The 16290-nt window shown below is 38.2% G+C and carries 13 protein-coding genes, 1 other RNA gene and 1 pseudogene; 4 read left to right on the top strand and 11 right to left on the bottom strand.

The window, feature by feature from the left end:
- Window positions 1–1798: 1798 nt before the first annotated feature.
- From DXA05_RS24550 to DXA05_RS24520, 7 genes and pseudogenes are all read right to left on the bottom strand, one after another.
- Window positions 1799–2977 carry a clostripain-related cysteine peptidase gene (locus DXA05_RS24550; protein ID WP_004303863.1) on the bottom strand — a complete coding sequence of 393 codons (1179 nt, stop codon included), beginning with the start codon at window positions 2975–2977 and terminating at the stop codon, window positions 1799–1801.
- Window positions 2978–3068: 91 nt separating this feature from the next.
- Complete coding sequence (locus tag DXA05_RS24545; protein WP_004310274.1) at window positions 3069–3470, bottom strand: hypothetical protein; 402 nt, start codon at window positions 3468–3470, stop codon at window positions 3069–3071.
- Between the two features lie 77 nt (window positions 3471–3547).
- Window positions 3548–4171 (bottom strand): murein L,D-transpeptidase catalytic domain-containing protein, encoded by a 624-nt coding sequence (locus DXA05_RS24540; protein WP_128859729.1) that lies wholly within the window; start codon window positions 4169–4171, stop codon window positions 3548–3550.
- Between the two features lie 131 nt (window positions 4172–4302).
- On the bottom strand, window positions 4303–5163 hold the full coding sequence (locus DXA05_RS24535) for an RNA polymerase sigma factor RpoD/SigA (RefSeq protein ID WP_002561589.1): 861 nt from the start codon (window positions 5161–5163) through the stop codon (window positions 4303–4305).
- Between the two features lie 183 nt (window positions 5164–5346).
- Window positions 5347–6882: a trypsin-like peptidase domain-containing protein gene (locus tag DXA05_RS24530; protein WP_004317638.1), complete on the bottom strand. Its 1536-nt coding sequence runs from the start codon at window positions 6880–6882 to the stop codon at window positions 5347–5349.
- A 219-nt stretch (window positions 6883–7101) separates the two neighbouring features.
- The gene (locus DXA05_RS24525; protein WP_128859728.1) at window positions 7102–8253 is read right to left on the bottom strand and encodes a dipeptide epimerase; all 1152 of its coding nucleotides are present in this window, start codon (window positions 8251–8253) and stop codon (window positions 7102–7104) included.
- A gap of 113 nt (window positions 8254–8366) precedes the next feature.
- Window positions 8367–9348 (bottom strand): annotated as a pseudogene (locus tag DXA05_RS24520) (NlpC/P60 family protein).
- 98 nt (window positions 9349–9446) lie between these two features.
- On the opposite strand from DXA05_RS24520, the gene rnpB reads away from it, so the two are divergent.
- Together rnpB and DXA05_RS24510 are read left to right on the top strand one after the other, a co-directional pair.
- Window positions 9447–9810: RNase P RNA component class A (gene rnpB / locus DXA05_RS24515), an RNA gene on the top strand.
- Window positions 9811–9832: 22 nt separating this feature from the next.
- Window positions 9833–11152: a YihY/virulence factor BrkB family protein gene (locus DXA05_RS24510; RefSeq protein ID WP_008643322.1), complete on the top strand. Its 1320-nt coding sequence runs from the start codon at window positions 9833–9835 to the stop codon at window positions 11150–11152.
- 367 nt (window positions 11153–11519) lie between these two features.
- Here the strand turns inward: DXA05_RS24510 and DXA05_RS24505 are convergent, their stop codons facing one another.
- Both DXA05_RS24505 and DXA05_RS24500 read right to left on the bottom strand, forming a co-directional pair.
- Complete coding sequence (locus DXA05_RS24505; protein WP_128859727.1) at window positions 11520–12056, bottom strand: nitroreductase family protein; 537 nt, start codon at window positions 12054–12056, stop codon at window positions 11520–11522.
- 58 nt (window positions 12057–12114) lie between these two features.
- The gene (locus DXA05_RS24500) at window positions 12115–12717 is read right to left on the bottom strand and encodes a riboflavin synthase (RefSeq protein ID WP_004317631.1); all 603 of its coding nucleotides are present in this window, start codon (window positions 12715–12717) and stop codon (window positions 12115–12117) included.
- A 1129-nt stretch (window positions 12718–13846) separates the two neighbouring features.
- Between DXA05_RS24500 and DXA05_RS24495 the strand changes: the two genes are divergently transcribed.
- Window positions 13847–14506, top strand: coding sequence for a hypothetical protein (locus DXA05_RS24495; protein ID WP_004321160.1), 660 nt, complete (start codon window positions 13847–13849; stop codon window positions 14504–14506).
- A 7-nt stretch (window positions 14507–14513) separates the two neighbouring features.
- A complete protein-coding gene (locus DXA05_RS24490; protein WP_004321162.1) occupies window positions 14514–14906 on the top strand; it encodes a hypothetical protein in 393 nt (130 codons plus the stop codon).
- Between the two features lie 91 nt (window positions 14907–14997).
- Here DXA05_RS24490 and DXA05_RS24485 read toward each other — a convergent pair whose 3' ends face one another.
- Window positions 14998–15621, bottom strand: a complete 624-nt coding sequence (locus DXA05_RS24485; RefSeq protein ID WP_118496813.1) for a hypothetical protein — start codon at window positions 15619–15621, stop codon at window positions 14998–15000.
- Window positions 15622–16048: 427 nt separating this feature from the next.
- Window positions 16049–16290: penicillin-binding transpeptidase domain-containing protein (locus tag DXA05_RS24480; RefSeq protein WP_284515693.1), on the bottom strand; the 242-nt coding region annotated here is incomplete at its 5' end.

Below are 16290 nucleotides of genomic sequence, written 5' to 3'. Positions count from 1 at the left end.
TTGTATTGTTTATCAATATTTCAAAGAACTTGCTGCCTTCGTTTCAAAAGCGGGTGCAAAGGTAAAGGCTTTATTTTTAACTACCAAACTTTTTCGGAAGTTTTTTTTTATTTTTTCTTTTTACTCATTTCTCAGGCTCTCTATGCGAAAGGGAAAGAATGTATAAAAGAAAAACAAAGGCCGTTTTCTTTGCGAATCGGACTGCAAAGATAAGAACTTTATTTATTATCCTCCAAAACTTTTCGGAAGTTTTTTTGTTCTTTTCTTTAAGCGCAATTTCGCTTTTTCACTATGTCAATTCTGCAAGGCTTTCTTCTCTTGGAAAGCGGGTGCAAAAGTACACCCTTTTAGTATACAATCCAAATATATTAAACTATTTTTTCGAAGTTTTTTTTGAAAGAATCTGCTAAAACACTGAAGGATAATGATGTTGTAGAACATATTTTTTCAACAGTAGAGAAAGGGGCATGAGAATGAGCAAAGAAACAAAAGTAATACCAGACGCTTTGAAAGAACTTAAAAAAAGCATAGCTTTAGAGAGCGTAAAGCGTAGCTTTAGCACTCGTAAAGCACTGCTTTAGCATTAACAAAGCACTACCCTGTTAATAACAAACGGGTACAGCAGGTACACTTTTTCGAGGCTCTATCACACACGCACACGCGCGCTATATAATGCCCTTATCACCTGCATTGACAAACACGCTGTATGCAATCAAGCGTTTCAATCAAATGAGTGCAGTATTATTCCTAATTTATGAAGGGAGAAAGAGCAACAGGATATAAACAACAAGAACAGCAGAGAGCTCGCAAGATGAGGTAAGGTCTTATAAAATTAGCAAGAGGAACCGCACCAAAATTTGTTTCATTTTAACGGGTAAGGAACAAAATCTAGTGTGGATGAACTTGTTCAAACCTGTGTGGAAATGAATGAAAATTTGTTTTCAATTACTGATTCGCATAAGTAGAACATGAACTTTTGAGTCATAAGTTCCACCAGTTTCACCTTATCTCTGAAACATCGATGGATAAGGAGATAGCGGGTGAAAGCGTAGAAAAAATCAAGGTGAAATCTCCCGTTATTGCTTTCACCTTTCAAATTTATTTACACCGATTGCTGGACATATAGAGCCACCGTATTGAATGTATAGATTCAACGCGGTAAGTATATAGATACAATGTGTTGAATATATAGATCTGCCAACTCAAGTGTTAGTAGATAATAATCAAGGTGTTAATACTTGACATCCATACTATTAACTCCTGATGGATTATCTGTTAATACCTGACAGTGGATTTGCTATAAGCATATTTTCATTAGCTATAATGATATCCGGATTAGCTATAATGAAATTAGTTTTAGCTCAAGGAATATTTTGAAAAGACAAGGTGAAACCGATAATGTTCAGTTTTGCCTGAATTTGCCACTTGCCTTCACCCGCTATCTCCTTATTCATCGGCATTTCGACAATCAGGTGAAATCGATGAACGGCAATGATCTTATAGTGGCATTTATTATACTTTATTCATTAAGAAAGAGGTCAGTTACACGGTGTTCCGTTATCAAATGATTCAGAACCGTGCGGAAATAAAACAAACTTTTGGTGCGGTTGCCCTGTTTGTCAATAGAAACCACTTAGTCTCAAGCGGTACTTTCTATACCTATTATACGCACGCACGTGTGTGTGAGAAAAATATGCAGTGTACCTACTGTACCTTTTGTACCCGCCGGGCTGTTCATTACTTTTTTTGTGGAGGGTAGCTCTCACCTGGTTGACATCTGAAAAATATCCTCCTGCATTTACCAGCCAGTCTCATCCCATCCGGTAGCCGAATACCATTGCAAAGTCCTAAAATAAGTATTCCATTTTAAATACCTAGTATCCGGTATATAACACCCGATACCCGAATATATATCCGAATCTATATTCACCAATTTATAATCGTCAACATAGTTCTTATATATAACTACCCTTTCCAATTGCTCTTCAAAATCAGAAGGAATATTATTATCAGTCAATTCACGCATAAAAGCTCGAAAATCATATGCCGAATGATCCAAAGGAGACCTCCCATAACCATAATGGGCTTGAAAATAATCTATTTTTCTATTATCAAACTTAACCAGATTGTCCTGATACTGTTTCATAATTGAACAAGTAATATTCGCCAATGCCGATATTTCATTCGTTTTTATCACCGCAATAGTACCCCACGAATAACTATATTCATTTTTATAGTAATCAATAAAGTCCTTTGCGACATTTATAGCATTCTGCTCTGAGTTATCCGCAGACAATAAATATTTCGTTATCTTGAAATAAGGAAAACCCGCACTCATAACCTCTGCAGGAGAAAGAATTAAATAATCAGCAGTATTTCTTAATTCATAAGCAACCTCAACTTGAGACATTAAACAAGCGTCAAATAATATATAATCAAAATGAATACCTGATTGTTCTAAAGCTTTCGATAAATCAGGAATATGAATTTTAGCTCCATTGTCGTCACCAAAAGAACGGCTCTTACTATAGTCCGCAGGCAACCATCCGGTAGCATGAGAACCCAAAATCAGACTATACTTTTCAGCTGGACAGTAAGCCTCCACATCTTTCAATACATTAATTATCACCTCATTTGATACTGAATTCTGGCTACTATAAGTTTTTATCACTTCTCTTTTACTGACAGAACCTTTGCCATCCACTTCATACTTAAACAGAGTCGGGACAGGAAACTCACCTTTTCTACTGCCACCATCCCAATAAATTACAAATGTACCAGGAGACGTAACTTCGCTCAATCCTCGTTCAACTGATGCTATATTGTTATATATATCATTACTGATATCATTGTCTCCAACAAGATACATCAAGACTGTTTTTACCGTTACTGGAACAGGAGTATCATCATCACCACAAGCTGATAAGAAAATCGACAAACATACGAACAAAAGCGATAATATTTTAATCTTTTTCATAATATTCCTCATTTATAACAGGGACAAAGATAAAAAAATAAGAGATGCAAACCTGCATCTCTTATTATATTAACAATTAAGTTATTGCTTATTACTCTTCCGGTTTCGTAAAGCGGAATTTATCTGAATCAATCCGCGATACCGTCATTCTATTATTCTTCTTATATTTATTCAGAATCTTCGTTGCTTCTTTTTCCAACTTCTTTCTGTTTTCCGAGAAGTAAATCATACATGTACTATTCTGCTGCAGTTGGTTATCCTCCAGATAATTTTTCAACTGATAACTATATAATTCACGATGAGCCAAGAATCCTTCTTTGCTAACCTTCGCACTATCTAATATCTGAATATCCGTGAAATAGACTACCGTATCCGTAAATGAAGCAGAAATTCCAAAAGCATAAACCGGTTTAGAATGGTCTTTTTTCAGAGAAAAAGCGGAGCACATGGTAAACACAAGTGCAATTGCAAATAGTATTTTTACGTATTTCATATCATATAATTTTTAACTTCGCAAAGGTAACAAAAAAGAAGAGACTACCTCGATTTATCTCAAATAAATAGCATTTCTTAATCATAAATCCATAACAATACAGGTTTCTTTTCTGCCTTGAGCAGCCTGTCAACCTTCCTCATCACCTCATCAGATATCACAGGACACCCTTGACTGATTCCTAATGGAAGATGCAAAGGATACACCTCCGTTTCCGGCATCGGAGTATAAGAATGTAACACGATATACCGTTTAAAAGCATTGTTATTCGTTGCTTCCAATCCATGCAATTTATAATGAACATTAATCCCCCACTTGCTATACGACCGTATCCCTACTTTATATTTTCCTAAAGAAGAGCAATAACTACCTTCCACATTACTGAATACAGGCTTGGACAGCGTACTGTTTTTCCCGTATCCATGCGCACAAAGACTTGCATACTTCACAGAATCTCCCTTGAAATCCCATACAAAGAAACGCCTTTTACCGGAATGAATACTGAAATCTACCAGAAAGCAATAATTTGTATTATACCCGTTCTTATCACAATAAGCCCTTCCCGCCTGCGCTTTTTCACGCAAACGTTGCTCTATTTTAACAGGCACCGTGTCAGAAGACAATGTCGCATATCTTGCGTATGCCATCACCCCTGCTCCCAAAGCAACCAGAACAAATGATATTAAAACAGATTTCTTCATAAAACTCACATAGCACAAGATTAAATTATAGAATAGGACTTATATAAAAAGTCGCATAAGTACATTCTTCTACATGAAAAGTGCGACTTATGCGACTCAAATTCTTTTTTTCAGAAACTGATATTCCTTACTTATCCCAAGTAAGATTTGAGCAATTTACTACGATTACTTTGTCTAAGTCTTCTAATTGCTTTTTCTTTAATCTGACGAACGCGCTCACGTGTGAGGCCAAATTTATCGCCGATTTCTTCTAATGTCATTTCTTGTTGTCCGATACCGAAAAACATCTGAATGATTTCTTTTTCTCTATCGGTTAACGTAGAAAGAGCTCTATCAATTTCCCTCGCAAGAGACTCATTAACCAGAGAGCGGTCCGCCATAGGCGAATCATCGTTAACCAACACATCCAACAGGCTGTTATCCTCTCCTTCCACAAAAGGCGCATCCACCGAAATATGACGGCCGGACACCTTCAGCGTATCAGAGATTTTATCAACCGGAATTTCCAGTTCGTCTGCCAACTCCTCGGGAGACGGACGCCGCTCGTTTTCCTGTTCAAACTTCGAGAAGGCTTTGCTGATCTTATTCAGCGAACCTACCTGATTCAACGGGAGACGAACAATACGCGACTGCTCTGCCAATGCTTGCAGAATAGACTGGCGAATCCACCATACAGCGTAGCTAATGAACTTAAATCCACGTGTCTCATCAAATTTCTCGGCAGCCTTAATCAGTCCTAAATTGCCTTCATTAATCAAGTCAGGCAAACTCAAACCCTGGTTCTGGTACTGTTTAGCCACAGATACGACGAAACGAAGATTGGCACGTGTCAATTTTTCCAATGCTACACGGTCACCCTTACGAATGCGTTGAGCGAGTTCCACTTCTTCCTCGACAGTAATCAGGTCTTCACGGCCGATTTCCTGCAAATACTTATCAAGAGAAGCGCTCTCTCTGTTAGTGATACTTTTGGTAATCTTTAGTTGTCTCATTCTTTAAAAACAGATTTGGAGTGCAAAGTTACGACAAATAATTTGTTAACATACAAAATTAAGTAACTTTTACACTATATTTTTCAACTAATAAAACAAAAAGAGATGCCGACAAGTTGATTGGCGGCATCCTTTTTCTATTTCATTAGCTTATCCTATAATCTTCTTACCTTATTTTATATATTACTCTTGAGTAAGATCGACAGCGAAGTATCCGCGTTTACCGGATGGGAACACACCGGTCAGGAACAATACCTGATTCGGAGACTTAACAGCAGCTTTCATCACTTCTTCCAGATCGCTGACTTTGCGCATCGGCTGGTCATTAGCTTTTAGGATAATGAAACCTTTACGAACTCCTGCATCTGACATCTTACCGGAAGAAACCCCTGTCACCTGCAAACCGTAACCCAGATTCAATTGTTTCTTCAAATCATCCGGCAATTCTTTGAAAGCAGCTCCCAAGATTTCCATGCCTGCATCTTTCACGATTTTGGTAGTACCTTGTTCGTTCTTCAACGTTACTTCAACGGTCTTTTCCTTCTTATCGCGCATCAGTTTCACTTTCACTTTATCACCCGGACGATGTTTCGCAAGAGCTTCCTGCAAGTCGGCCATATTAGATACTTTCTTATTATCCACACCGATAATTACGTCGTCCACTTTAATGTCAGCTCCTGCAGCAGAACCATTCTCTACGATTTCAGAAACCCACACTCCTTCTACAACACCCAGTTCTTTAGCTTTATCTGCCAGTGTCTTACCGGATTTATCAATCGGTTGACGGTCGTCCATCAAACTGCTACCGATAGAACCACCACGAATACCGAGCAATGCACGTTGTACTGTTCCGTATTGTTTCAGGTCGGCAATTACCTTCGTCATAATGCTGGTCGGGATAGCGAAACCATATCCTGCATAAGCACCAGTCGGAGAAGAAAGCACCGAATTGATACCTACTAGTTCACCTTTGGCATTTACCAGCGCACCGCCACTATTCCCCTGATTGATAGCAGCATCCGTTTGGATGAATGATTCTATACCACCATTATATACACCCAGAGAACGGGCTTTCGCACTTACGATACCGGCAGTTACAGTAGAGTTCAGATTGAACGGGTTACCTACCGCCAATACCCACTCTCCTACTTTCAACGCTTCGGAGTCTCCTACCGGAATAGTCGGGAAATCATCACCTTCTATTTTTACCAATGCAAGGTCGGTGCTGGGGTCAGTACCGATCACGCGTCCTTTAAACTCACGGTTATCATTCAGTTTCACACTGATTTCATCTGCACCTTCAATCACGTGATTATTCGTTACGATATATCCATCTTTCGAGATGATTACTCCCGAACCAAAACCTACACGAGGTTGAGACTGTACCTGACGCTGCTGTCCGCGTCCATCACCAAAAAAGAAATCGAAGATGTCCGGCGCTTGCTGAACAGTTCTTGTTTTAGCTTCTTGAGTAGACCTTATATGTACGACAGCATGAAGCGAATTCTCCGCAGCCTGAGTCAGGTCAACAGGTTGAGCGTTCACAGCGTCAAAAGCAGCCAATTTGACATTGGGATTCTGCTTGAACATCTCATTAAAAGATGTCTCTTTAGCAGCTTCGTTAGATTGCAACAATTTGTAAGTTGTCAATCCTGCAACTCCTGAGCTAAGAAGAATGATTGCTCCTACTCCCAGAATGTTCTTTGTTGTCTGTTTCATGATTTATAATTCTTTAAATTGTTAATATTCGACATTGTTTTAACTTTTACGACGTTAAAATAATAACAAATATCGTTCACTTATTCTACTTGTCACTCTTTTTTGTCCACTTTTAACAGAGAATATTTGGAGCTTAACAGCGGTTAACGACAACACCTGACAAATTTACATTCGTTGTATGTCAGATGGCTTTAACACTCTGACATTCATTCAGTAAAGTCAGATTTTCATGACACCGATTCCGGGCAAATCATTTAAGGTGATCTTTCCTTTCACTACTTCTACCCCTTTAAAGCGATCATTAGAAATAAGCAAGTTACCATCCAGGTCGGCAAAATCGACTAATGGCGAGAACTGTGAAGCTGCTGAAATAGCACACGAGGTCTCTGTCATACAACCCACCATCACACGCATACCGAGCGCATGAGCCAGCGTTACCATCTTCCATGCTTCACGCATACCGGTACATTTCATCAGCTTAATATTAATTCCCGTGAAAGCGTCTTTCAAAGCAGCTACATCTCCCAAACGCTGCAACGATTCATCTGCAAATATCGGCAATGGACTTTGTTGTGTTATCCAGGCAATGTCGTCTAGCTTCTCCTTCGGCATAGGCTGTTCTATCATCACAATGCCTTTTTCTTTCAGCCAATGAATCATATCAAGCGCGTATTGACGGTCTTTCCAGCCTTGGTTGGCATCTATCGCTATCGGCAGATTCGTTACCGAGCGGATGGTTTCAATCATCTCCTTATCATTGTCCCGTCCCAGCTTTACCTTTAATATATTAAACTGATCGGCGCACTCTTTTGTTTTCTCCCTTACCACATCAGGTGTATCAATACCTATCGTGAAGGTGGTAGAAGGCGTCTTTTCTTTGTTCAATCCCCATATTTTATACCAGGGAGCACCCAGCAGTTTTCCCACCAAATCATGAAGGGCAATATCTACCGCAGCTTTCGCCGCCGTGTCTTTTGGCGAGAGGCTGTCAACGTATGACAAAATGTCATCTAGCTGAAAAGGATCACTAAACTGTTCCAGATTCACTTTCCCCAGAAAACTCATAACCGATTCTACCGTCTCTCCCAAATAAGGAGGCATAGAAGCCTCTCCGTACCCCGTTATTCCTTCATATTCTATTTCCACCTGTACATCAGGAGTCGTTGTGCGTGAATATGTGGCAACCGTAAACACATGCTTCAACTTCAATTCATAAGGGAAAAAGCTCATTTTCATCTTTCCTCCCAAACCGAGCTTATTTATATAGACGTTAGAAAGCGATGATTCTCCGGCTAATGTCTGACGGACCACTAACCCTGAACCCAAAGCAGCCAAAGTCGCTGTTTTCAAAAAATCTCTTCTGTTCTGCATGCTTTAATAGATGATAAATTACAAATGATAGGTGATAAATGACAGGTGACAGATAATAGATGATAGATATTTATACAAAATACTCACAATAACTATCAAACATCATTTATCAACTATTTATAATAAGGATTATTATCCGTAGTATTCATTCCCTTCTCCTTATTAATATAAGGTAGGAAGCGAACGGCAAAAAGCAGACGTTTCGTGTTGAACTCGTCATAGTTCTTATCCGCGGGGTTCATACTACTGATGTGTACATCGCCCAAAGCGTGGATAAACTGTTTATTACCAAGGTAAATACCAACGTGAGAGATTCCTTCTTTACGCTCCGCAGTTGCTTTACGGCCGAAAAACACTAAATCCCCCCCGTTGTACATTGGCAAAATCAGGAGCAATCTCAATATGTTCGCCCACATAAGCCTGTTGAGACGCATCTCTTGGAATAATAATATCATGCATAAAAAGCACGGTACGTACCAAGCCGCTACAATCTACTCCTTTGGAAGAGGTTCCTGCCCACAGATAAGGAATTCCCATCATCGAATAAGCAGTCGCAATGATACTTTCAACATCTTGTTTCAATGAAGCCCTCCATTTTGTTTCCGGTTGAGAAATAGATTTAGAAATGTATGCTTTCCGACCGTCGGGATAAGATACTTTGTAGAAATGACCTTTGCTTCCCTCCCACTTCAGACGATTGCCTGCAACCACGTCGGACACAGGTTGAGAACTTTCATCCGGTTTTTCATACGCAAATCCATAATGCGAAGTAACCACTATCTTTTCCGCCCGGTTCCACTCATCATAACGTTCCTTCGACATGGGGGTAATCACCATCCGGTGTACCCATCCGGTATAATCATCCGGCGTTTGTATCTCGTACCAACCGGTATATTGAAGTACTTTGACCGGCATCCCCAACAATGCCTGCGTACTCATGCCGGAAGTAAATTTGCCTTCTTCGCGCAAATTGCAAACAGAGATATGCACTACCCCATAAGCTGAATCGGCAGGCATGGGACGTATTTCCTGTGCTTTCAGGCTGACTGCCGCAATCACCAGAAAACAAGAGAAAAGGAGGATATTCTTCTTCATTGAAATTCATTTTAATAATAGCAAAGGTAGAAATTATTTCTATTTGTGCTACTTTCTTTGGCTAAAACAAAATAAATGACGTATTTTTGCAGTCTAAAGCAGTTGGCCGGTCTGTCGCGTGCACGTTTCGTGCAGGAGGAAAGTCCGGGCAACATAGAGCATCCTACTTCCTAACAGAAAGCTGTCCGTGAGGGTAGAGTAACGTAGAAGAAAACAACCGCCGCTCCTTTCGGGGAGAGGTAAGGGTGAGAAGGTGGGGTAAGAGCCCACCAGCCGCATGGTGACATGTCGGGCTGTACGTCTTAGGAGTTGTAAGGTCATGTAAACCGGCGTTATGAGAGTTGCTCGCTCCATGTCGGAGGGTAGACCGCTAAAGTGTCGTGGTGACACGCCACTCAGATAAATGACAGGCACCTTGTTTTATATAAGGTACAGAACTCGGCTTATAGGCTGACTGCTTTTTCTTTTAATTATCCGTTGAACTATGAAGAAGAAAATCACCGATATATGGAAGTTTCTTACGTATGACATCTGGCGCATTACGGAAGATGAAGTGACCCGAACCAAGTTCTCACTCTACAATATTATAAAGACCATCTATCTTTGTATCAACCGGTTTACCAAAGACCGAATGGCTAATAAAGCTTCCGCACTGACATATAGCACATTGCTCGCCATTGTACCGATACTTGCCATCCTGTTTGCCGTGGCACGCGGTTTTGGATTCGACAACCTGATGGAACATCAGTTCCGCAATGGTTTCGGAGGAAATATAGAAACAACAGAGGCCATTCTCTCATTTGTCAACTCCTATCTTTCACAAACCAAAGGGGGTATTTTCATTGGAGTTGGTTTGGTCATGTTGTTATGGACGGTTATCAATCTGGTCAGCAATATTGAAATCACCTTCAACCGTATTTGGGAAGTAAAAAAAGCACGGTCCATGTATCGCAAGATTACGGATTACTTTTCTATGTTCCTGTTGATGCCGATTCTGATTGTAGTATCCGGAGGACTTTCTCTGTTTATGAGCACCATTCTCAAACAGATGGATGATTTCGTCCTGCTTGCTCCTATTATGAAATTCATGATACGGCTTATCCCTTTCGTCCTGACATGGCTGATGTTCACAGGGCTGTATATCTTCATGCCGAATACAAAAGTAAAATTCAAACACGCGCTCATTGCAGGCATTCTGGCGGGGTCTGCTTATCAGGCTTTTCAATTCCTGTATATCAACAGCCAGTTGTGGGTATCAAAGTACAACGCCATTTACGGTAGTTTTGCCGCACTTCCTTTATTTCTGCTTTGGCTGCAAATATCTTGGACAATCTGTTTATTCGGAGCCGAATTGACGTATGCCGGGCAAAATATCCGTAGTTTTAGTTTTGACCAGGATACCCGGAATATCAGCAGACGATACCGAGACTTTATATCCATCCTGATTATGTCGCTCATAGCCAAACGGTTTGAGAAGAACGAACCTCCCTATACGGCTGCAGAAATCTCGGAAGAGCATCAGATTCCCATCCGACTAACCAATCAGGTGCTTTATCAGTTGCAGGAAATAGAATTGATTCACGAGGTAGTCACCGACGAAAAAAGCGAAGAAATCGGCTATCAACCGTCAATGGATATCAATCAATTGAATGTAGCCATCTTATTGGATCGTTTGGATACATACGGTTCCGAGAATTTCAAAATTGACAAAGACGAAGAATTCAACGACGAATGGAAAGTGCTGACCGAATCCAGAGAAGAATACTATAAAAAAGCAAGTCAAGTATTACTGAAAGATTTATAAGGAAAAGGAAGCAAGCAGTGCAACGATCTCGAAAATCAGACTTTACAACCTGATATTCTTATCTATAATAAGCCCGAAGCCAGCCTGAAAGGAGAAGACGCCCAACTGAAAGCGGCAGTAGACTATTTGCTGAAGGATTTGTCAAAAAAGAAATAAATACTACATTATTAATGCCGCTTATTCAGCGGCATTAATAATAAGTTATATATCAACACTTTAGAGGAAACACTTTTGGTTTTAAACAAACAGTCCGTTCCTTTAAAAGGAAAGCATCGTTGGTTTAAAAGGAACGTACTCTTCCTTTAAAACAACGATGCTTTCTGTTATATGCTTATCCTAAAGAACTAAGAATATAATTATTTTTCAATCAATAACGGTTGTATGAAATCACCTTTTCTTTCGGCTTCCTCATCTTTTTGCGTTTTTCCTTTGCCGGATAGCCAATGACAATATCCAACAATAAACGTTTCGAGGCAGGAATACCGGCAAGCTGTTTCATTTCTTTTTCATCAAACCAACCCAGAATACAAGAGCCCAGTCCTTCGGCTTCAGCCGCCAAAGCAATATGAGCAGCAACTATTCCAATGTCGATCAATGGAAAATGCTTGCCTTTCAGCTTTCCACCAAGCAGAGAGGTAATATTAGCAGATTCCTCTACCACCAGAATATGCACGGGAGCATCTTTAGCAAACTTATTCATCCCCAAACCAGCAGCAGCTTTCCCCGCTTTTTGGGCCAGTTCCTTATCCGTGATGACTACAAACTTCCAAGGCTGCGCATTACAGGCCGAAGGCGCCAAACGAGCAGCTTCAAGTATCCGTTCCAACTTTTCCGGCTCCACCGGACGCTGCTTATCATACGAACGGTCGCTTTGACGAGCCTGTACCAATTGAAGAAAATCCATAAGATTGCGATTTTATGATTTACAATTTACGATTGAAATTCGCTTTCGCGACAGCCAACTATTTATACTGAATCATCCGACTGATATACTTACCGATAATATCGAATTCAATATTTACCACACTGCCAATCTCAAACGTATGGAAGTTTGTATGCTCATACGTATAAGGAATGATAGCTACCTGGAAAGTATCATCGGTCGGATTACATACTGTCAGGCTAACACCGTTCACAGTCACCGAACCTTTATCCACCGTAATATATCCACGTTTCGCCATTTCCTTATCAAACGCATATTGGAAGGTAAAATACCAACTACCTTCCGCATCCTTAACATCAATACAAGTAGCAGTCTGGTCTACATGTCCCTGAACAATATGTCCGTCCAACCGGCCATTCATCATCATGCTACGTTCAACATTCACCTTATCCCCCACTTTCAGCAGACCGAGATTAGAGCGTTCCAATGTTTCTTTCATGGCAGTCACCGTATACGTATCATCTGTCAGAGTCACCACTGTCAGACACACACCATTGTGAGAAATACTCTGGTCGATTTTCAACTCATTCACAAACGAACACTTAAATGTAAAGTGTATATTCTCCTGGTCTTTCACCAGTGCTACCAAAGTAGCATATTCTTCTACGATTCCAGAAAACATAATTTCATTTACTATTTTACGATTTACTACTTACTATTTTAAGATTGAGAATACTCTCTTAATGCAAGGGTCAAAGATACGAATTAGAAAGGAGCTTAAAAAATAAGAGCAAAAAAAAATGGGGCTTTTATTACTGTATCTAATTATTAGCCATTTAGCAAAATGGTGATTCATTCTTGTGCTTTGTATGCCTCATAAGAACATTACAAATATAACTCTTAATTCTGAAATAAAACGCATTTCCCTATGATATTTTAATCTATATGTTCTATTTAACAACTTATATTTAAATAAAAAGCCAACTATCATCTCGATAACTGACTTTTAATTTTTAATCACTTATTTGCCTTGTATATCTTTATAATACTCGGCAAAGTTCTCTGCATAATTCTTAGCTTCGGGACTTCCTTTAGTTTATGTACATCTTTATCCATTATTCTGCTTATAGAAGCAATAATTCCATTTTGTCGCTATCTACCACTTTGACATTTTCTTCCAATACAAACACATACCTCAATAATCCAGAATGTATCTTTTACATTAGATTGGACAGATTCTTATCAGTACCTTTGCTATAGATAAATCAATTACCAATCTATTTATTTCTACAAAAATATGCAAGTAACACCCAAAAAGAGCACCGTGATTTCTTATTTACCACAAGAGATTAGAGAAACTAGATTGACAGAGGTCACATATTTACCTATTACAAGGGAGATGTTAGAACAGTTATTCTCAAATTCATCCAAGAAGGATAAGCATAAATTAATTAAGAAGAGAAGGAAATGAACTAAAAAAGCAACACTTGATAGATAGTTCAAATGCCGCCTTCTTGTATAATAGATAATTAGTTGAATCTGTTTTTAAGGGTGCAATTAATTTGTACCCTTTTTATTCGTTCATATATTAATGCATCTATTAAATCTAAGTTTTTTTGATAAAAAGATATTATTTATATAATTAATAATTATTATATTTGTAATTGAATTGGTAAAACAGAAGCGTTGTGCTGCTTTGTTGCAAAATGTGGGAAATTATTAAAAAGGGCAAAGATAGCATTACAGTTTCACGCTTCGATGTATAGTATTGATGTTCTTGTAGAAACTGGAGAACGGTAAAATTTGATAATATGAAAAAACTACTATCAATTACAATGTTGCTCATATCTTCATTATTTATTTATGCGCAACAAGACGTTACTAAATTTTTAGGTATTCCAGTTGACGGAAGTAAATCTGAAATGATTCAGAAATTAAAAGCTAAAGGTTATACGAGTAGTCCGCTTGATAAAGATGTTTTAGTTGGTGAATTTAATGGTGCAGATGTCAATATACACGTTGTAACAAATAATAATAAGGTGTATCGAATAATGATTTGTGATGTTAATAATATTGATGAAAGGGCTATCCAGATAAGGTTTAATAGACTCTGCGAGCAGTTTGTTAATAATTCTAAGTATTCTTCTTTACCTTTGGAAGAATATATGATACCAGATGATGAAGATATTTCTTATGAAATAACCGTCCATAAGAAACGCTATGAAGCAGTGTTTTATCAAAAAACTGATGAAACTTTTATGGCAAAACAAATTGAGGCTGCCTTCCCGCAATATACAAAAGAACAACTTGCGAATCCAAGTGAAGAGCTGCGAGCAGAGATAGTTAATTTTGTGACACAATATATATCAAAAAAAGCTGTTTGGTTTATGATTAATGAACGTTTGGGCAAATATTGTATTACGATGTATTATGATAATGAATACAATAATGCAAATGGTGAAGATTTATAATTAGATTATGAAAAAGGTATTAATATTTATTGCAGGCGTTGTTACAGGTGCTATTTTAATGCTTGTTATTGCTGCACTTATTGGAAATTCGTCAAATGGAGAATCTTCAAATAATGGAATGACATTCTTTGAGAAAGAAGGGGATTGCATTAGTGAAAATAATTTTGAGGTCTTTCAGGTTCTTGATTCAGGTGACGCTTTAGCTAATGAAATTGACGAACTCTCAATATCAACAGGACTAATGGTTTTATTTTTGTGTGATGAAGGGAAATCGTATTATGACGACCAAGTTATCAAAGTTCCTGAAGGAAAATGTGCAAAGCAGATTGGGACATTCAAATACTCAACAAAGGCAGGTTTTGATAAGACTGTTCCTATTGTAAGCATACTCAATAAATAGGATAAAAAGCGTGTATGAGGGGCATTAATTTGCACCCTTCTGTAAAAATAAAGGCAGCAAGTGAATGTTACTTCAAATGCTGCCTTTCTTCTTATTCATTATCACGTTTGGTGTTAAAACCTTTTACAATGATTCGTTCTCTTGAACTCTGCATTGTAGGATTCTCTTTTAAAGAATTTAGTTTATCCACTAAATATTGATGTGTCCAAAAGAAATTGTCCAAATTACTTCGTAGATATTCTTGAATTGAAGGTATTTCATGTACAAATGGTAGATAATGCTTACAATATACAGTTATAGTATTCTCTTCATTATTAATAAAATATGCTAAAGTAACACGTCCGTCCATATTAGTTTGATTTATAGCATCTTTCAGGATATTTATATCAGGGTCATTTAAAGAAAGACTTCCAAAGTTAGACCAGATTACGATAAAAGCGGTTTGATTGTCTGCGTTAATAAAAAAGTCCTTATTTTGATATTTAAAACAGATGTCATTATCATCATCAACTTCTGGTTGACAACCAATCTCCTTCAGCGTACTGATAACTAGATTTCGTGTCTTGTTATCTTCTGCATTAATCGCCTTATCTATAGTTTCATTTGTTTTTGCATATTCTGACCGTTCTTTGTCTTCCTCAACAGCGAACCCTATTCTACCAAAGAGATATGCGATAACTATTAGTATTAAGCCTAAAACTATCCAACCTTCCATATTGTATTTGTTTAGAAATTATGCGATAAACAGTTTCTTCAAATTTAATTAGTTCTTGTGCCTTTGTAAGTTCCTTGTTTTATGATGTTTTATCTTTCTATTCCATAATTTCCCCTTAACAAATCGCAATATACTATCAAAGTGTGCAATTACTAAATAGAGAGAAACGAAAAAAACTAGATAAAGAATTATAAATATATAAGTCTTAAAAGTTACTGCTCCAATAAGAGGAAGAAGTATAAGGGCTATAGCAATTCGCATAATATATCGATACAAAGCTTTCTTAACTTCATATTTAATAGTACCTTGTTCCGTACTTGAAGTATCAAATATATAATTAGGACAAGGACTGTCATCGGTTGGTCGATAATGTTCACAATGAACTCCATCTCCAATACATGTACTACATTGAGACATTTTTGTCATTTCAATTCTGTTTTAAGTTTACTATTATTTTCTTAAACACATCACCTGCCATTAGTCCACCACTTGCAGGTAATCCAGTCTTATTAATGGAAACTATGATACTATACTTGGGATTATCAGTAGGGAAGTACCCGCAGAACTCTACCGCATACATATCCTTAGTACTATCCTCATTAGTAGATAATGAACTAGTTCCCTGCGTACCTGCAACTAGTACCTTATCAGACTTGGCAGGTTGCCTAA

The sequence above is a fragment of the Bacteroides sp. AM54-2NS genome (assembly GCF_003602935.1).
In the GTDB taxonomy this organism is placed as follows: Bacteria; Bacteroidota; Bacteroidia; order Bacteroidales; family Bacteroidaceae; genus Bacteroides; species Bacteroides xylanisolvens.
Note: the sequence above shows the minus strand (reverse complement) of the source record. Positions and strands in the feature narration are given on the sequence as shown.